Source organism: Nonomuraea sp. K271 (genome assembly GCF_009908215.1).
GTDB classification, from domain to species: domain Bacteria; phylum Actinomycetota; class Actinomycetes; order Streptosporangiales; family Streptosporangiaceae; genus Nonomuraea; species Nonomuraea longispora.
Genome location: NZ_JAAAHR010000077.1, coordinates 21,141 through 39,465, shown reverse-complemented (window position 1 = coordinate 39,465; position 18,325 = coordinate 21,141). Strand labels below are relative to the sequence as shown.

Here is an 18,325-nt window from a genome sequence, read left to right as displayed (position 1 = left end):
GCGGGGCGCTGGGCGGTGGCGCGTACCTTTTCGCGGGTCCGCGTACCGGAGGAGGTCTTGGCGGGGCGGCGGGTGGTTGGCGCGTTCCATGGCCAGGTGAGGCGGCGGTGCGTGCCGCGGCGGCGGCCGGTCACGCGGAGCGAGAGCACGATCGTGGTGAGCACCATCGCGGCGAGCAGCGCGGGCGGGGTGCCGAGGACGTCGAGGGGCGAGCCGTGCCCGGTCTCCGGCCGCGGCGCGGACACGAACGGCCGCTCGGTCGACCGGATCTCGTCGAGCCGCTCGGCGTTCGCCTTGACTAATCGGGGGATGCCGTAGCCGACGACCTTGTCCGTTTCGCGGGTCTTGCGCTTGAGCCACACGCGGTCGACGTTGGCCTCGATCGTGTGGATCTTCTTGCCGGAGACACGCTCCACGACGCCCACGTGGTCGACGCCCTTGTAGCTCTTGCCGCCGCGCCAGTCGAAGAAGACCAGCGCTCCGGGCTCGGGCTTGCGCGTCCACGCGTCCTGCTTGATGAACCAGGCCGCGTGGGAAGGAGTCCACGCGAATTCGCCGACATATTCGGTGACGCCGGCCTTGTCCGCGGCCCAGGCGAGGAACATGTCACACCATGGCGCGTTGCGGTATTGGGTGTCTTGGACGCGATCCGCGTACCACTGACCGAACTTGGTGAGCTGGCCGCTCTTCTCCTTGTATCCGAGTTCCTGCCGCACCGTCTTCAGCAGCTCGTCCGTGATCGGGTCCAGGGTGACACCTCCCAGATAACCGACAAATCACGATGGACTGTAGTAGCGCCATCGCACGTTCGCGCGGGTCACTGCGAAAGTGTCTTGCTATGAGGCGAATTATCGGCTATGTGGTTATCGGCGTCTATTGAGGCTGGTGAATCTGATGAGACCAACGCGGTCAGGCGCCCGCGCCCACGCGGTAGACGCTCACTTCTCCGGCGCCCGGCGCGACGACGTCGGCCACGATCACGGTCACGTTGTCGGGCGAGCCGCCCTCGTTGGCGAGATCGATCAACCGCTGGACGGCCGCGCCCGGGTCTGCCACCGTGGTCAGCACCTCGTGCAGGACCTCGGGCCCCAGGACGGTCGTGAGGCCGTCGGAGCAGAGGAGGTAGCGATCATCAGGCTCGGCCTCGCGCAGCGCCATGTCGGGCTCCGCCCTGCCCTCACTGCCCAGCACCCGCAGCACCATCGAGCGCCTGGGATGCACGGCCGCCTGGTCCTCCGTGATGCGCCCTTCGTCCACCATCGACTGCACAAGTGTGTGATCCTTGGTCATCTGGTAGAGAGCGCCATCGCGAAGCAGATATCCGCGGGAGTCACCAAGATGAGCCAGGGCGAACCGGTAGCCGTCCCACAGCATGGCGGTCACCGTGGTCCCCATCCCCCTGCGCGCGGGGTCGATGTCGGCCAGCTCGACCAGCCTCCGGGCCGCCTCGTGCACGGCGCCCTCCAGCGCGGCCTCCAGGTCGGCGCCGGTCTCGGGAAGCGTGGCATCCAGCTCCCGCATGACGGCGATCGCCGCCGAACTCGCCAGCTCGCCGGCAGCGTGCCCACCCATCCCGTCAGCCACCACGAGCAACCGGCCACTCGCATAGCCGGAATCTTCGTTCTGCTCCCTGCGGCGGCCCACGTCTGATCCGGCGGCATAGCGGATGTTGTGCTTCATACCCAGCAGTAAATCATTGGTTGAAAGACTTCACAAGCAGATGCGCTGAAGACTCTTGTGAACTACTGTGGGCTCCATGAGCCACGACCCGACCGTCAACGCCGGGGACATCGCCCGGCTCGCCGGTGTCGGGCGTGCCGCGGTGAGCAACTGGCGCCGCCGCCACGACGACTTCCCCGCCCCCGTCGGGGGCACCGCCAACCAGCCGCTGTTCTCGCTGCGGCAGGTCGAGTCCTGGCTTCGGCGCTACGGGAAGTCCTACCAGGTCTCCCTGGGTGATCGGGTGTGGCAACGCCTGAAAGCCGCCGGAGATTTGCGGCTGGGCGAGCTGGTGGCCCAGGTCGGCGTGCTGCTGACCCGCCACGCCCAGGCCGCCCTCCCCCGGGCCGGTGACCCCCGGACGGGTGGTGAGCCGGCCGGGCTCGACCGGGAGCTGGCCGAGCTGATTCTCGAGCTGGCCGAGCAGCACGACCCGCTGACCGCGTACGAATTCCTGTGTGAGCGCTACCTCGAAGCACACTCGAGGCAGCTCTCCGTCACCCGCGAGGACGTGGCCGAGCTGATGGTCCGGCTCGTCGGCGAGGAAGGCGCGACGATCCTCGATCCCGCCTGCGGCGTCGGGACGCTGCTCCTCGCCCCCTCGCGATCCGTGCACGATCCGGCCGGGCTGCGGATGCCCGCGAGGATGCTGGGCCAGGAGCTGAGCGAGACGTCGGCGGCCATCACCGCCTCCAGGCTCCGGCTCCGCGGCGCCGAGGCCACGATCGTGGCGGGTGACTCGATGCGCCACGACGGGTTCGCCGGAGAGCGGGCCGACGCGGTGGTGTGCGATCCGCCGTTCAACGAACGCGCCTGGGGTTACGAGGAGCTGACCGGCGACCCGCGCTGGGAGCACGGCCTGCCGCCGCGCGGCGAGCCGGAGCTGGCCTGGGTGCAGCACTGCCTCACCCACGTCAGGCCGCGCGGCCTGGTCGCCATCCTCATGCCGCCGGCCGCCGCCAGCCGTAAGGCGGGCCGCCGCATCCGCGCCAATCTGCTGCGCGCGGGCGCGCTGCGGGCGGTCGTGGCGCTGCCCGGCTCGGACCTGTGGCTGCTGCGCCGTCCCGCGGCGGGCGAGCGGCCGCCGTCCGACGTGCTGATCCTCGACGCCACGGCCGACCTATCGCTGGTCGAGCCCGCCTGGCAGGCCTACATCGAGGACCGTTCCGACCAGACCGTACGCATCATCGACCTGCTGGCCGACGAGGTCGACATGACCCCGGCCCGCCACCAGCGGCGTGACGACGTCGGGCGGGCGTTCGCCGAGGCCCGTGACCGGTTCCTGGCGGCCTCCGCCGTGCCGCCCGATCTGAAGGTCCTGGAGCAGCCGCTCGACCAGCCGGCCACCACGCTGGGCGACCTGATCAAGGAGGGCCTGGTGACCTCCGCGCAGGCACCGCCCAAGATGGCCGCGGACGGCGGGGACATCCCGGTGCTGACCACCGACGACGTGCTCAACGGCAGCTCGCCGTCCGGCTCCACCAGTACGCAGCAGGGGCTGGTGGCGATCCGCTCCGGCGACGTGGTGGCCTCCTATTCGGCGGTGCGGGTGATGGCCGACGACGGCGCGGTGCTGGGGCCCCACCTGACCCTCTACCGCGTTGACGCCCGGCGGCTCGACCCCGACTTCCTGGCCGGCTTCCTGCGGGCGGCGGGCGGCCGGGTGACGACCGGCTCCAGCAGGTTCGACGTGCGCCGCACCCGGCTGCCGCGCCTGTCGCTGAGGGAGCAGAAGGCTTACGGCGCGGCGTTCCGGCAGCTCGCCGTGCTGGAGGACGCCTTGCGGGAGACCGCCGCGCTGGGGCAGACGTTGATCAGGCTGGGCCTCGACGGGCTCGCCGAGGGTCACCTGCACCCGCAGTCCTGACGGTGTAGTTTTTCCCGGTCGTAATATTTCTCCAGATAAGGCTGGGGGGAGGGCGCATGGTCATCGGTGAGCGCTATGAGCTCGACGACCTCCCCCTAGGCCAGGGTGGCATGGGCGCGGTCTACGCGGGCCACGACCGCCACCTCGATCGCCGGGTCGCGGTGAAGCTGCTCAGGCTGCCCAGCGGGCCGGACGAGGAGCTGGAGCGCAGGTTCATCCGCGAGGCGCGCATCCTGGCCAGGCTGGAGCATCCGGGCGCCCCCGTGCTGTACGACTTCGGCACCCACGATCAGCGCCTCTACCAGGTGATGCAGTTCATCGAGGGCGTCACGGTGGCCGACCTGGTGAGCGAGCACGGCCCGCTGCCCGTGCCGTGGGCGGCGGCGATCGCGGCGCAGGCGTGCGCGGTGTTGTCGGCGGCCCACGCGCTGTCGATCTGCCATCGCGACCTCAAGCCGACGAACCTCATGCTCTGCCCCGACGGCAGCGTGAAGGTGCTGGACTTCGGCCTGGCCATGCTCCGCGACGCGGACGTCACCACGTTCACGAGGATCGGGCAGATCCTCGGCACGCCGGCGTACATGGCGCCCGAGCAGATCCAGCACGGCGTCGCCGAGCCGCGCAGCGACCTCTACTCGCTCGGCTGCGTGCTGCACGAGATGCTGGCCGGACGCCAGCTCTTCACCGGACCCACCGATTACGTGGTCTTCGAGAAGCAGGTCAAGGAGCGTCCGCCGGCCCTTCCCGGGTTGCCGGGCGACCTGGGCGCGCTGCTGGCGCAGTTGCTGGAGAAGAAGCCGGACCACCGGCCCGCGAACGCCGAGGAGCTCTACGAGCGGCTCGATCCGTTCGCCGTCGGGCTCCCCATGTTGCCCGGTTTCCTGACCAGGGCGCCGAGCCCCGGCCGGATGTACGCCCGCATGGCCGGCCGCGCGCTCGACGGCTGAGCACCCCCGGCGCGAGCGGCCGGCCGCCGCCCGCTCCGCACCGCTGTGAGAACGCTCTCTTCATAACACCGATTGTTATGGAGCCCCCGTTGACAGAGCGGCATGAACGCCTGGAATCTCTTGAGAGAGCGCTCTCTCACCCCTCAGATCCTACCCAGGAGGGTTTCCATGACCCCTCGTATCCGGCGGCTCGGCCTGTCGTTGCTCACCGCGTCCGCGCTCACCCTGGCGGCGGCGTGCGGCGGCGGTGGCGGGGACTCCGCCACAGAGGCGGGCGCCGATCCCGGCGAGAAGATCAAGCTGACCGTCGACCTCTTCGGGGACTTCGGCTTCAAACCGCTCTACGAGGAATACAAGAAGACCCATCCCGACATCGAGATCGTCGAGAACGTCACGCAGTTCAACGACCACCACAACAATCTGGTCAAGCGGCTGGCCACGAACTCGGGCGCGGGCGACGTCACAGCCGTCGAGGTCGGCTACATCAGCACGTTCACCGCGCAGCCGGCCAAGTTCACCGACCTCAAGCAGTTCGGGCTCGACAAGCGGCAGGCCGACTACCTCGACTGGAAGTGGCAGCAGGGCCTGAGCAAGGACGGCGCGCAGGTGCTCGGGCTCGGCACCGACGTGGGCGGCCTGGCCATGTGCTACCGCAAGGACCTGTTCGAGAAGGCGGGCCTGCCGAGCGAGCGCGAGAAGGTGGCGGCGCTCTGGCCGACGTGGGAGGAGTACATCGCGACCGGCAAGAAGTTCGCCGCGGCCGACGTGGCCGACGCGAAGTTCGTCGACTCCCCTGGCGAGATCTTCCGCGCCATGGTCAACCAGGCCCCCGTCGGCCTGTACGACGCCCAGGACCAGATCATCGTGGACTCCAGCCCCGACGTGAAGAAGGCCTGGGACCTGTCGAACCAGCTCACCCAGGAGGGCCTGACCGCCAAGCTGGCGGCCTTCTCCCCGCCGTGGAACACCGGCTTCGCCAAGGGTTCGTTCGCCACGATCATCTGCCCGGCCTGGATGACGGGCTTCATCCAGGAGCAGGCCCAGGACGCCTCCGGCAAGTGGGACATCGCGGCCGTGCCCGGCGGCTCGGGCAACAGCGGCGGCTCGCACCTGATGGTGCCGAAGCAGAGCAAGCACCCGAAGGAGGCGGCCGAGCTGATCGACTTCCTCACCTCCAAGGAGAACCAGGCCAAGGTCTTCAAGGAGGAGGGCACGTTCCCGTCGATCCCGGAGCTGTACGACGACCCGGAGATCCAGAACTTCACCAAGCCGTTCTTCGGCGACGCCCCCATCGGCAAGATCTACTCGGACGCCGCCAAGGCGCTCAAGCCGCAGCACCTCGGCCCCAAGGAGGCAGACGTCCGGGTCGCCATCGGCAACGGGCTCGGCCGGGTGGAGCAGGGCAAGCAGACGCCGGACCAGGCGTGGGCCCAGGTGCTCGAGGACGTCAAGAAGATCAAATGAGCACTCTTCCCCTCGCGGTCACGCGACGGCGCGGGCAGGGCATGCGGCACACCCTCGACGTGAGGGTGTCGCCGTACGCCTACGTGGCGCCGTTCTTCCTGCTGTTCTGCGCTTTCGGGTTGTTCCCGCTCGTCTACACGGCCTGGGTGAGCCTGCACGAGTGGACCTTGCTCTCGGAGACCCAGACGTTCGTCGGGCTGGACAACTTCACGACGCTGCTCGCCGACGACTACTTCTGGAACGCCACGTTCAACACGCTCTCCATCGGCGTGCTGTCGACTGTGCCGCAACTCGCGCTGGCCATCTGGCTGGCGCACCTGCTCAACCGGCGGCTGCGGTTGCAGACGTTGTTCCGGGTCTCGCTGCTGCTGCCCAACGTCACCAGCGTGGTGGCGGTGGTGGTGATCTTCAGCCAGCTCTTCGGCCGTGACTTCGGCATGATCAACTGGGTCCTGTCGTGGTTCGGGGTCGGCGGCATCGACTGGGCGGCGGGCACCGCGAGCTCGCACGTCGCACTCTCGGTGATGATCATGTGGCGCTGGACAGGCTACAACGCGCTGATCTTCCTGGCCGCCATGCAGGCCGTACCGCGCGAGCTGTACGAGGCCGCCACCCTCGACGGGGCGGGCAACTTCACGCAGCTGCGCAGGATCACCATCCCGATGATCCGGCCGACCATGATCTTCGTGGTCATCGTCTCCACGATCGGGGCCATGCAGATCATCGCCGAACCCATGTTGTTCGGGCAGAGCAGCGGCGGCGGGGGCGGCATCGCCACCGGCGGGCCCGACCGGCAGTTCCAGACCCTGGCGCTGTTCGTCTACGAGCAGGGCTTCGCGAACTCGACGTTCGACTTCGGCTACGCCTCGGCCGCGTCCTGGCTGATGTTCCTGGCAGTGGTGATCGTGGCGGGCATCAACTTCCTCATCACCCGCAGGGCGAAGGGAGGGCTGGTGTGAGGCTGCGCTATCTGACCCTGACGGCGGTCGCCTTCTTCTCGGCGTTCCCGCTCTACTACAGCGTCGTGGTGGCCTCCCGGCACAACTCGGCGCTGGCCGAGGTGCCGCCGCCGCTGCTGCCGGGCGGCAACTTCTTCGCCAACGTCGCCCGGGTCTTCGACACCGTGCCCTTCGGGCTCGCGCTGCTCAACTCGGTCATCGTGGCCGGATCGATCTCGGTCGCGGTGATGTTCTTCTCGACGCTGGCCGGGTTCGCATTCGCCAAGCTGAAGTTCCGGGGCAAGAACGCCATGCTGGTCATCACCGTGGCGACCATGATGGTGCCGGCACAGCTCGGCATCATCCCGCTCTACATGCTGATGGTGAAGCTGGAGTGGACCGGGACCAACTACGCGCTGATCGTGCCGGCGCTGGTCAACGCGTTCGGCGTGTTCTTCATGACGCAGTACCTCTCGCGTGCCCTGCCCACCGAGCTGCTGGAGGCCGGGCGGGTGGACGGGTGCTCGACGTGGGGGCTGTTCTGGCACGTCGTGCTGCCGGCGGCCCGGCCCGCGGCGGCCGTGCTCGGCATGCTGACGTTCATGTCGGCCTGGAACGACTATTTCTGGCCGCTGGTCGTGCTGAGCCCGGACAACCCGACGGTCCAGGTCGCCCTGTCGACGCTGGCCAGCGGATACGTCAACGACTACGTGCTGGGGCTGGCAGGAACGGCGATCGGCACACTGCCGCTCGTTGCCGTCTTCGCCCTGTTCGGCAAGCAAATCATCGGCGGAATTATGCAAGGAGCTGTTAAGGGATGATTTTTCCCGATAACTTCGTCTGGGGCGCCGCCACGGCCTCGTACCAGATCGAGGGGGCGGTCAAGGAGGACGGACGGGGGCAGTCGATCTGGGACACCTTCTCCCACGCCCCCGGGAACGTGGCGGACGGCGACACCGGCGACGTCGCGTGCGATCACTACCACCGCTACCGGGACGACATCGGGCTGATGCGCCAGCTGCGACTGGCGGCCTACCGGTTCTCCATCGCCTGGCCGCGCATCCAGCCCGACGGCTCGGGACCGGTCAACCCGCGCGGGCTCGCCTTCTATGACAAGCTCGTCGACGAGCTACTAGCCGCCGAGATTTCGCCCTATGTCACGCTTTATCACTGGGACCTCCCCCAAGCCCTCGAAGAACGCGGCGGCTGGACCCACCGCGACACGGCCCACCGGTTCGCCGACTACGCCCAGGCCGTGCACGACCGGCTCGGCGACCGCGTCAACGACTGGGCCACCCTGAACGAGCCGTGGGTCGCGGCGTTCCTCGGCTACGGCAACGGGGTGCACGCCCCCGGCCGCCGCCTGCCGGCCGACGCCATGCGCGCCGCGCATCACCTGCTGCTCGGCCACGGGCTGGCCGCCAGGCGGCTGCGCGAGGGCGGGGCGCAGAGCATCATGCTGGTGGTCAACTCCGCGCCCGTGCTCACCCCCGCCCAGGTCAACGACCCCTCGGCGGTGCCGGACGAGGAGGACGCGGCCGTCGCCCACCGTATCCACACGCTCCTGACCCGGCAGTTCCTGGATCCGGCGGTGTACGGGACGTACCCCCGGGAGGTGCTGGACGCGGCGGCCCGCAACGGCGGGACCGGCCACATCCAGGACGGCGACCTGGCGCTCATCAACGCGCCGATCGACCTGGTGGGCATCAACTACTACAACCCGTGCGTGGTCGAGGCGGGCCCGGGACTGCCCGCCGACGCCGCGTGGCCGGGTTCGGAGGACGTGAGGTTCGCGGCGGCGGACGCGCCGACGACCGCGATGGGCTGGCCCATCGTGCCCGACGGCCTGTCCAGGCTGCTCGTACGCCTCTCGCAGGACTACCCGCAGGTCGGCCTGATGGTCACGGAGAACGGCGCGGCCTTCGACGACGTCGTGGAGGACGGGCGCGTGCACGACGACGAGCGGGTGGCGTACCTGGACGGGCATCTGCGCGAGGTGCACCGGGCCATCGAGGCGGGCGCGGACCTGCGCGGCTATCTGGTCTGGTCACTGCTCGACAACTTCGAGTGGGCGGAGGGTTACCGGCGGCGTTTCGGCATCGTGCATGTGGACTATGCGACACAAACCAGGACGCTCAAGGACAGTGCCCTCTGGTATCGGGACGTGATCAGCCGAAACGGCCTGTAGATTTTTTCCATGCTCTCCCTCCTGCCGGTCCTGCCATGAGACGGCCGACGCTGGAAGCGGTCGCCGCCAGGGCGGGCGTGTCGCGCGCCACCGCTTCCCGGGTCGTCAACGGGCAGACGACGGTCGCGCCGGACATCCGCGACGCCGTGCTGCGCGCGATCGACGAGCTGGGCTACGTCCCCAACTCCGCCGCGCGCAGCCTCGTCACCCAGCGCACCGACTCGATCGCCCTGGTCGTCAGCGAGCCGGGCACCCGGGTCTTCTCCGAGGACCCGATGTTCTCCACGGCGATCAGGTCGGCCTCCATGGAGCTGGAGGCGGTCAACAAGCAGGTCGTGCTCATGCTGGCCTCCTCTGCCAAGAGCCACGCGCGGGTGGAGCGCTACATCTCGGGCGGCCACGTCGACGGCGTCATGCTGATCTCCATGCACGGCGCCGACCCGCTGCCGTCGGCCCTGTCACGGTTGCGCGTCCCCGTGGTCTCCTACGGCCGGCCCGCCGTCCCCGTGCAGATCCCCTACGTCGACAACGACAACATCGGGGGCGCGGAGGCCGGAGTGCGGCACCTGGTGGAGACGGGCCGGCGCCGGATCGCCACGATCGCCGGCCCGCAGGACATGATCGGCGGTCAGGACCGCCTGACCGGCTACCGCAACGTGCTGCGCGACTCCGACCACCGCTCGATCGTGGCCGTCGGCGACTTCACGCGCGAGTCGGGGGCGGTGGCGATGCGCCAGCTTCTGCGCGACGATCCCGAGCTGGACGCCGTGTTCGTGGCCAACGACCTGATGGCCGTCGGCGCGCTGCAGTCGTTGCGCCAGGCCGGCCGGCGGGTGCCCGACGACGTCGCCGTGGTGGGCTTCGACGACATCGAGGCGGCGAAATACACCGAGCCGCCGCTGACCACGCTCCGCCATCCGGTCGCCGAGCAGGCGGCGGCCATGGTCAGGCTGCTGCTCGACCTCTTCGAGGGCGGCACGAGCGAGCCGGTGATCCTGCCCACCGAGCTGGTGGTCCGCGAGTCGGCCTGACCACGGCCTTGACAGCTCTGAGCGCTGCAACGACAGTCGACCTCGACGATCATGCCCCACCCTCGAAGGGGATTTCATGACCACGAGATCCGTCAGCCGCAGCGCCACGGTGGCGTTATGCCTGGCCGCCTCGCTCCTGGCCACCGGCCACCCGGCCGCCGCCGACCCCGCGCGGCCGACGGCGGTCACCGGCCCGCCCGTCCTGAACGCGCCCGTCTTCAACGATCCCACCGCCGACTCGGGCGTGCCCGGCACGCCGAGCGCCGCGCAGTCGGCCGTCATGGACCAGCTGATCAGGCTGATCCAGGCGGTGCAGCCCGGTGGCGACATCCGGTTCGTGATGCACCAGTTCTCCACCGGCCAGCGGTCGAGCGAGGTGGCGAACGCGCTGGTCGCCGCCCACGAGCGCGGCGTGCGGGTGAAGGTCATCCTCGACAGCCGCGAAGACGCCTCCAACGACGCCGTCGAGGCCCAGCTCACCGCCGCGCTCGGCACCTCGGAGAGCGCCGGCTCGTGGGTGGTGGGCTGTGAATATCCCAACCCGTCCGCCGCCGACCGCGGGTGCATCGCGCGCAACTACCAGCACAACAAGTTCGCGCTCTTCTCCAACGTGCTGGTCGGCGGCACCGTGCATCCCAAGGTCGGCTTCCAGACGTCGTCGAACCTGTCCGACTGGTATCTGTACAACTCCTACAACGACGCCTACACCTTCACCGACGCCACGGTCTATGACAGCTATCTGACCTACTTCAACGACCTGCGCGCGGGCCGGCGCACGTCGGTCAATCCCGGATATTTCTGGACCACGCCGACCGGCACTCCCATCCGGGCGATGTTCTTCCCCCGCCGGGTGTCGTCCGGCGACCCCGTGGTCAACATCCTGCGGCTCATCGAGTGCTCGTACAAGACCCCCGACGGCGTCACCCGGCAGACCGACATCCGCATGGCGCTCACGGCCTTCAACAAGAACCGCAAGGCCATCGCCAACGAACTGCTGCGGCTCAGGGGCAAGAACTGCTGGATCGACATCGTCTACTACGAGAACGCCGGCAACGCCATGGAGAACGTCGACAGCGAGATCCGGAAGGTCCTCGCCACCACGGCGTCCAACGGGAAGAAGATGCAGGTCACGCCCTGCCGCTTCACCGTAGGCTCGCGCAGCGTGGTGCCGCACACCAAACTCATGCTGCTGGACGGCTTCTACGACGACGACATCACGCCCCGCGTCTACACCGGGAGCGCGAACTTCACGTATCTGGAGAACGCCGACGACGCCTGGCTGCGGCTCTCCGGCCGCGCCCTGCACGACCAGTACGAGGCCTGGTTCAAGAGCATCCGTGGGGCCTGCGGCGGCCCGCCGCCCAGTTAGACACGGAAGACGCGGAGCTGGAGCGCCAGCGTCGTGTAGTAGCCGACCAGCGTGGTCAGCTCGAACACGACGCTCTCCTCCAGCTTCGCGTATTCGTCGTCGTCGAGGTCGCCTCTGGCCACGAGGGCGCGGGCGACGTCGAGCACCGCCTGCTCGTCCTCGGGCAGTGACAGGGGCGAGCCGTCGCGCAGCGCCTGGAGCTGGTCGTCGGTGAATCCTAGGTCGCGGGCGATCGGCTCGTGGGCGGCCCGCTCGAACGCGCTGTCGTGGTGGCCGGCGACGACCAGGATCGCCAGCTCCCGCGCCCGGTCGCTGAGCGCCGAACGGTAGCGGACGGCCGCCCCGAGCTCCTGCAGCGCGTCTCCGACCGGCGGGCTCCGCAACATCGCGTTGAACGGGCCCGTCAGCCCGCCCTCCGGATCCACCATGAACGCGCCGCGCGGGCCGGCGGTGATCTTGTCGTAGAGGGCGCGGGCGTGCGGCGTCAGGTCGTGCGGGGGCGTTCTGCGCAGGCGGGCCATCAGGCGATGGTAACGGCCGACCTGTGTTGACACCGTATACCTCGATGTTTACGGTGTATACACGCTGACGGACGGGGGACCCCATGGCATCACGGCTCAGAGCTCCGGCTGCGGTGGCGGCCTCCGCCCTGCTGTTCTTCTTCGGCACCGGCTTCGCGCCGATCCCGGGCCTCAGCTGGCTGGCGCCGCTGCCGGTGCTGCTGCTGGCGCCACGGGTGAGCGCGAGGGTGGCCTTCTGCGCCGCCTTCCTGGCATATCTGCTGGGCCTCGGCGGCCAGTTCGAGTTCTTCCTCAAGACGCCGTCGGTGCCGCTGCCCATCGGGATCGCCATCGTCGTCGGCTCCTCCCTGCTGTTCGGGCTGGTGGCCTGGCTGTTCCGGGCGCTCCTCCTGCGCGGGCTGCCGCTGCTCGCCGCGAGCGCGCCGCCCGCCGTGTGGGTGGCCTTCATGTACGTGACCGTCCTCGCCAACCCGACGGGCATCGTCTGGCCGCTGGCCACCTCTGTGGCCGACGTGCCCGTCGTCATCCAGATCGCCTCGGTGACGGGCGCGTGGGGCCTGGGGTTCGTCCTGCTCATGGTGCCTGCCGCCATCGTGGCGGTGACCTGGCCGGGAGCGCCGCCGGCGGCCCGGCTGCGCACCGGTGTCGCGGGGGCGGCGGCGTGCGCCGTCGTGCTCGGTTTCGGGGCGCTGCGCCTGGCCGACGCGGGCGAACCCGCCGTGCAGCGGGTGGCGGTCATGTCGGCGAGCCGCTTCCAGTGGGCCCCTGACGCAGCCGGTCCGGGAGGCCAGGCCCTGGTCAAGGACTACGCGCGGCAGATCGCCGAGCTGCCGGAGGGCACGATGGCCGTGCTGCCGGAGGGCGTCGTGGGCACCGACGAGGACAGCCTGGCCGGCGCGCTGCGGCCGCTGCGCACGGTCGCCCGCGAGCGCGGTGTCGACGTGGTGATCGGGATCGTGCACACGACCCCGGAGATCAAGTACAACTACTCCGTGCACCTGCCGGCCGACGGATCTTCGCCGGTCTCCTACACGAAGTGGCACTTCGCCCCGGGGGCGCCCTTCCGCCGCGGCGACACGCTCGTCTTCGCGCACGGCCACGGGCACGACGTGGGCCTGGCCAACTGCATGGACCTCAACTTCCCGACGCCGATCCGCGGCTACGCCCTGGCGGGGGCGCGCCTGCTGGCGGCGCCGGCCGCCGACGAGTTCGGCAACGGCCGCCAGCACAGCCGCAACGCGCTGCTGCGCGGCGTGGAGAGCGGGGTCTCGGTGGCGTGGGCGGCGCAGCAGGGCACGCCGATGATCTCCGACCCGTGGGGGCGCGTGCTCGCCGAGACCGACACCGAGAGCAGCAGCCCGTTCGTCACGGCCGCCGCCGGCGTGCCCGAGCGGCCGGGCACCACCGTCTACGCCCGCTTCGGCGACTGGTTCGCCTGGTTGTGCCTGCTGCTCGCGGCGGCCGGCGGGTTGCGGCTCGTCCGGCGCAGGCGATCGGCAGCCGAGACGGCCGTGACCCGCCGGGCCGCCCACACCGCGGGCAGCGCCTGAGCGGTCAGCTCGCGGTCAGCCAGACCGTGGTGTCCGGGGGCAGCGCGCCGTCGTCCAGCGGCCCGCTGGCCAGGACGACCTCGCCGGCGGGCACCGGCACCGGGCCAGAGCCCAGATTGGTGACGCAGGTCAGGCCCGACTCCCGGGTGAAGGCCAGCACCTCCTTTCCCAGCGGCAGCCAGGTCATGGTGCCGTCGCCCAGCCGGTCGCGCCGGATGGCCAGGGCCGCCCTGTAGAGGGTGAGCATCGACCCCAGATCCGTACGCTGGGCCTCGGCGGTGAGCTTGCGCCAGCTCTCCGGCTGCGGCAACCACGGCGTGCCGGTGCCGAAGCCGAACGGCGGCTCGTCGCCCGACCAGGGCAGCGGCACCCGGCAGCCGTCGCGGCCCGGGTTCGCCCCGCCCGACCTGGCGAACATCGGGTCCTGGCGGAGCTCGTCCGGGAGGTTCTCCACCTCCGGCAGGCCCAGCTCGTCGCCCTGGTAGACGTAGACCGAGCCGGGCAGCGCCATCGACAGCAGCGCCGCCGCCCGCGCCCGCCGGCGGCCCAGCTCCGGGTCCGACGGGGTGCCGTGCAGGCGCCCGCCGTGCTCGAACGCGGTGTCGGCGCGGCCGTAGCGGGTGACGGGCCTCGTCACGTCGTGGTTGGACAACACCCACGTGGGCGGAGCCCCGATCGGGGTGTGGGTGGACAACGTCAGGTCGATGACCCGGCGCAGTTCGGCGGGGTCCCACGGGCAGGACAGGAAGTCGAAGTTGAAGGCCGTGTGCAACTCGTCGGGGCGCAGGTAGCGGGCGAACCGCTCCTGGTCGGGCAGCCAGACCTCGCCGATCAGGACGCGCTCGCCGTACTCGTCGGCGACCTCGCGCCACCGCCGGTAGACGTCGTGGACCTCGTCGAGGTCCTCGTAACCGGTGTCCGACTTGTACAGCAGGGCCGCCGAGTCGATGCGGAAGCCGTCGACGCCGCGCTCGAACCAGAACCGCAGCACGTCCTCGAACTCCTGGTGCACCTCCGGGTTCGCCCAGTTGAGGTCGGGCTGCTCGGGGGCGAACAGGTGGAGGTACCACTGCCCGTCGGGCACCCGGGTCCAGGCGGGGCCGCCGAAGATGGACCGCCAGTCGTTCACCGGCTCGTCGGCGAACCAGAACCGGTCCCGGGCCGCCGGGTTCGCCAGCGCCTCCTTGAACCAGGCGCTCTCCGTCGAGCTGTGGTTCGGCACCACGTCGATGATGACCCTGATGTCCAGCTCGTGCGCCTCGGCGATGAAGTGCTCCGCCTCGGCGAGCGTGCCGAAGACCGGCTCGATGTCGCGGTAGTCGGCCACGTCGTACCCGCCGTCGGCCATGGGCGACGGATACCACGGGTTCAGCCAGATGGCGTCGATCCCCAGGTCCTTCAGGTACGGCAGGCGGGCGCGCAGACCGGCGAGGTCGCCCACGCCGTCGCCGTTGCCGTCGGCGAAGCTACGCAGGTAGACCTGGTAGATCGCGGCCCCCCGCCACCACGTTTGCGACATGCGCTCATCCCTTGATGCTTCCGGCGGTGAGTCCCGCCATGATGTGCCGTTGGAAGATGAAGAAAACGATGATCATGGGAATGCCGGCGATGACCAGGCCGCCCATGACGTGGTTCTGCGTCACCGCTCCCGCCGTCTGCGACAGGCCCACGCTGATGGTCATCTTGTCGCTGTCGGTCATGACCAGCAGCGGCAGGACGAAGTCCTTGAACGCGGTGACGATCGTGAAGATGGAGACCACGCCCAGGATCGGCCTGGAGACCGGCAGCACGACCGACCACAACACCCGCACGGGGCCGGCGCCGTCGATCTGCGCCGCCTCGATGAGCTCGCGGGGAATGGAGTCGAAGAAGCGTTTGAGCAGGAAAATGTTGAAGCCGTTGGCGGCCGCGGGGAACCACAGGCCCCACGGGTTGTTGAGCAGCCCCAGGTCCACGATCGTGACGTAGAGCGGGATGAGGATCACCATCGGCGGGATCATCAGCGTGGCCAGCATGGCGCCGAGGATGACGTTGCCGAACACCGGCCGCAGCTTCGACAGCGCGTACGCGGCCGTGACGTCCACCGCCATGGAGAACAACCACGCGCCCAGCGCGTAGTAGACGGTGTTGGCCAGCAGCGTGCCGATGTCGAACAGGTCCCACGCCTCGACGAACGCGTCCGCCGTCGGGTCGGCGGGGAAGAGCGACGGCGGCATCTCGGCGATCTCCTCCGGCGTCTTCATCGCGCCGGTGACCATCCAGTAGAGCGGGAAGACGAAGGCCAGGGTGAACAGCACGATGACCGCGGCCAGCACCAGCCAGTAGATCCGCCGTCCCCACCTGCTGTTGAGCTGGTGCGGCGAGACGATCGTGCGGAACTGCACGTGGATGGGCCTGGGCCGGCGGGCCCTGCCTGGCCTGCGCCGTGCGCTCGCGCGGACGTCCGTGGCGGAGGTCATGCCGTGTCCTCCTTGGTCGTCCTGAGCTGGAGGGCCGCGAAGACGAGCAGGGCCAGCATGAGCATCATGCCGAGCGCGCCCGCCTGGCCGTAGTTCATCTGCGAGAACGCGAACTGGTACATCAGGTACGCCACGGAAACCGTGGCGTTCTCCGGCCCGCCGCCGGTCAGCATGTACGGCTCGATGAACACCTGCATGGTGGCCACGATCTGCAACATGAGCATGAGGAGGAGGATGAGCCGGGTCTGCGGGATGGTGACGTGCCGGATGCGCTTGAGGATGCCGGCCCCGTCGAGCTCGGCGGCCTCGTACAGCTCGGGTGGGATGTTCTGCAGGGCGGCGAGATAGATGAGCGTCGCGCTGCCGATGTTCATCCACGTCGAGACGAGCACCAGCGAGATCAGCGCCGTGGACGAGCTGTCGAGCCAGGCCAGCGGCGGCAGGCCGACGGCGCCGAGCACCTGGTTGAACAGCCCGGGGCCCGGGTCGTAGAACCACCGGAACAGCAGCACCGCCACGATCGGCGGCAACATGACCGGCAGGTAGACGACGAAGCGCAGGTAGGCGCGGGCGTGGCGCAGCTCGTTCAGCACGAGCGCGACGACGAACGGCACGGCGTAGCCGCACAGCAGCGCGAGGAGAGTGAACTCCACGGTGTTCAGCCAGGCCTGGCCGAAGGCGGGGTCCTGGACGGCCGCCGTGAAGTTGTCCAGGCCCACCCATTCGGGCGGGTTGATCAGGTCGGTCTTCTGGAAGCTCAGCACGAACTCCCTGACCATCGGATACCAGGCGAACACCGCGAAACAGGCCAGCGCCGCGCACAGGAACCCGTAGGCCGTCAGATTGCGCCTCACGATTGCCATAGGGTCAGCCCTTGGCCGCCAGCAGGGAGTTCGCCTTCGTCTCGGCGTCGGCGAGCAGCTGGTCGATGCTCGCGTCCTCGCGGCTCAGCACGCCCGACATGGGCACGTCGAGGACGGCGTACAACTCCTGCGCGTGCACCGGCTCGGCCTTCGGCGGGACGGTGGCGGCGGCCCGCACGTACGGCTCGTAGTTCTCGACCGGCAGCGAGGCGTGCTTCACGCGGTCGGCCTGGATCGCCTTGCCGGTGGGCGAGTCGCCGTAGACGTCGTTGTCGGGCACGCCGACGGGGTTGCCGAGGGCCTTGCCGCGGGCGAAGTCGAAGCGGCCCTTGCCGACGGTGTTGAAGCGGAAGTCGAGCCAGGCGAGGCCGGCCTTGGCCTCCTCGGGGGTGGCCTTCGGGTTGATCATGAACGCTTCGCCGCCGCTGAGCGACGCCTTGGCCTCGGGGAAGCCGGTGATGCCGTAGTCGGCGACGTTGCCCCTGAACTTGTTGACCACGTCGGTGACCACGTCGGGCGCCCCGAGCATCATGCCGACCTTGCCGCTGCCCATCGCCATCATGAGCGACTCCCAGCCGACGAGGAGCTTGTCGCCCATGCTGTCGTCCACCCAGCGCATGTCGTGCAGGGTCTGCAGCACGGCCTTGCCCTCGGGCGAGTTGAAGGCGGCCTTGGTGTTGTCGGGGGTCAGGATGCTGCCGCCGCGGCCGTAGATCGCCTGGGTGAAGTGCCAGCCTCCGGTGTTGCCGCCGGAGTATTCGCCGTAACCGACGTAACCCTGGCCGAGGGCGGCGATCTTCTTGGCCGCCTCGCGGACCTCGGCCCACGTGGCGGGCGGCTTGTTGGGGTCGAGCCCGGCCTTGGTGAACAGGGCGCGGTTGTAGACCAGGCCGACGCCGTAGTGCACGTTCGGCACGCCGTACACCTTGCCGTCCTTGGTGACCAGCTCGCGGACGTCGGGGCGCAGGTCGTCCCAGTTCTTGATCGTGCTGGTGTACGGGGTGATGTCGAGCGCCTGGCCCTTGCCGACGATGTCGGCGTAGTTGGTCACCGGCACAACGAAGACGGTCTCCATCTGGCCGCCCGCCAGCTTGGGGCCGAACGTCTTGGGGTCGAAGCACGGCTGCTGGTCCGTGCTCTTGACCGTCACCCCGGGATGGTTCTTCATGAACGTGGCCACGTCGTCATCCCAGGCCTTGCGCTCCTTCGGAGCGGACTTGGCGGGCTGGCAGGCCACCGTGATCGTCACGGCCTCGGCGCCGCCGGCGGAAGGGGAGGCGGACTCACCGGAGCCGCACGCCGTGGCCGCGAGCCCGATCACGGTTACGAGCAGGAGTCCCGTGGATCTCTGCATGGTCTGACCCTTCTGATGCGAGGTGCCCACACCATAGGATCGTGCACCGAAGTCC

General features: G+C 69.5%; 16 protein-coding genes. 9 read left to right on the top strand and 7 right to left on the bottom strand.

All coding sequences use genetic code 11. The annotated features are described in order from the left end of the window. On the bottom strand, positions 1 to 716 hold a 716-nt coding region (locus tag GUY59_RS25255), incomplete at its 3' end, for a CHAP domain-containing protein (protein ID WP_161714680.1). Positions 717 to 909: 193 nt separating this feature from the next. Further along, positions 910 to 1,680, bottom strand: a complete 771-nt coding sequence (locus GUY59_RS25250; RefSeq protein WP_132334184.1) for a PP2C family protein-serine/threonine phosphatase — start codon at positions 1,678 to 1,680, stop codon at positions 910 to 912. Between the two features lie 76 nt (positions 1,681 to 1,756). On the opposite strand from GUY59_RS25250, the gene GUY59_RS25245 reads away from it, so the two are divergent. The 8 genes from GUY59_RS25245 to GUY59_RS25210 all read left to right on the top strand — a co-directional run bounded on the left by GUY59_RS25245 (position 1,757) and on the right by GUY59_RS25210 (position 11,523). Beyond that, complete coding sequence (locus tag GUY59_RS25245; protein ID WP_138204816.1) at positions 1,757 to 3,586, top strand: HsdM family class I SAM-dependent methyltransferase; 1,830 nt, start codon at positions 1,757 to 1,759, stop codon at positions 3,584 to 3,586. Positions 3,587 to 3,642: 56 nt separating this feature from the next. Further along, positions 3,643 to 4,533 (top strand): serine/threonine-protein kinase, encoded by an 891-nt coding sequence (locus GUY59_RS25240; RefSeq protein WP_138204818.1) that lies wholly within the window; start codon positions 3,643 to 3,645, stop codon positions 4,531 to 4,533. Positions 4,534 to 4,701: 168 nt separating this feature from the next. Continuing rightward, a complete protein-coding gene (locus GUY59_RS25235; protein ID WP_138204820.1) occupies positions 4,702 to 5,997 on the top strand; it encodes an ABC transporter substrate-binding protein in 1,296 nt (431 codons plus the stop codon). Further along, on the top strand, positions 5,994 to 6,956 hold the full coding sequence (locus tag GUY59_RS25230) for a carbohydrate ABC transporter permease (protein WP_138204822.1): 963 nt from the start codon (positions 5,994 to 5,996) through the stop codon (positions 6,954 to 6,956). The genes GUY59_RS25235 and GUY59_RS25230 overlap by 4 nt, the downstream gene beginning before the upstream one ends. Beyond that, positions 6,953 to 7,756 carry a carbohydrate ABC transporter permease gene (locus GUY59_RS25225; RefSeq protein WP_132334189.1) on the top strand — a complete coding sequence of 268 codons (804 nt, stop codon included), beginning with the start codon at positions 6,953 to 6,955 and terminating at the stop codon, positions 7,754 to 7,756. Before GUY59_RS25230 ends, GUY59_RS25225 begins: the two co-directional genes overlap by 4 nt. Next, on the top strand, positions 7,753 to 9,123 hold the full coding sequence (locus tag GUY59_RS25220; RefSeq protein WP_138204824.1) for a GH1 family beta-glucosidase: 1,371 nt from the start codon (positions 7,753 to 7,755) through the stop codon (positions 9,121 to 9,123). The genes GUY59_RS25225 and GUY59_RS25220 overlap by 4 nt, the downstream gene beginning before the upstream one ends. Before the next feature lie 35 nt (positions 9,124 to 9,158). Beyond that, positions 9,159 to 10,154: a LacI family DNA-binding transcriptional regulator gene (locus GUY59_RS25215; RefSeq protein ID WP_138204826.1), complete on the top strand. Its 996-nt coding sequence runs from the start codon at positions 9,159 to 9,161 to the stop codon at positions 10,152 to 10,154. Positions 10,155 to 10,230: 76 nt separating this feature from the next. Continuing rightward, positions 10,231 to 11,523 carry a phospholipase D-like domain-containing protein gene (locus GUY59_RS25210; RefSeq protein ID WP_138204828.1) on the top strand — a complete coding sequence of 431 codons (1,293 nt, stop codon included), beginning with the start codon at positions 10,231 to 10,233 and terminating at the stop codon, positions 11,521 to 11,523. On the opposite strand, the gene GUY59_RS25205 is transcribed toward GUY59_RS25210, so the two are convergent. Then, the gene (locus tag GUY59_RS25205; RefSeq protein ID WP_138204830.1) at positions 11,520 to 12,044 is read right to left on the bottom strand and encodes a carboxymuconolactone decarboxylase family protein; all 525 of its coding nucleotides are present in this window, start codon (positions 12,042 to 12,044) and stop codon (positions 11,520 to 11,522) included. The two genes, GUY59_RS25210 and GUY59_RS25205, sit on opposite strands and share 4 nt — an antisense overlap. Before the next feature lie 83 nt (positions 12,045 to 12,127). Between GUY59_RS25205 and GUY59_RS25200 the strand changes: the two genes are divergently transcribed. After that, complete coding sequence (locus GUY59_RS25200) at positions 12,128 to 13,594, top strand: nitrilase-related carbon-nitrogen hydrolase (RefSeq protein ID WP_138204832.1); 1,467 nt, start codon at positions 12,128 to 12,130, stop codon at positions 13,592 to 13,594. A gap of 4 nt (positions 13,595 to 13,598) precedes the next feature. Here the strand turns inward: GUY59_RS25200 and GUY59_RS25195 are convergent, their stop codons facing one another. The 4 genes from GUY59_RS25195 to GUY59_RS25180 are packed head-to-tail and all read right to left on the bottom strand — an operon-like array spanning position 13,599 to position 18,270. Next, the gene (locus GUY59_RS25195; RefSeq protein ID WP_138204834.1) at positions 13,599 to 15,113 is read right to left on the bottom strand and encodes a glycoside hydrolase family 13 protein; all 1,515 of its coding nucleotides are present in this window, start codon (positions 15,111 to 15,113) and stop codon (positions 13,599 to 13,601) included. 4 nt (positions 15,114 to 15,117) lie between these two features. Beyond that, a complete protein-coding gene (locus GUY59_RS25190; RefSeq protein WP_236667473.1) occupies positions 15,118 to 16,053 on the bottom strand; it encodes a carbohydrate ABC transporter permease in 936 nt (311 codons plus the stop codon). Then, entirely contained in the window at positions 16,050 to 16,916 is an 867-nt protein-coding gene (locus GUY59_RS25185) for a carbohydrate ABC transporter permease (RefSeq protein ID WP_138204836.1), read from the bottom strand. The genes GUY59_RS25190 and GUY59_RS25185 overlap by 4 nt, the downstream gene beginning before the upstream one ends. A gap of 4 nt (positions 16,917 to 16,920) precedes the next feature. Next, a complete protein-coding gene (locus GUY59_RS25180) occupies positions 16,921 to 18,270 on the bottom strand; it encodes an ABC transporter substrate-binding protein (RefSeq protein ID WP_138204839.1) in 1,350 nt (449 codons plus the stop codon). Between the last annotated feature and the right edge of the window lie 55 nt (positions 18,271 to 18,325).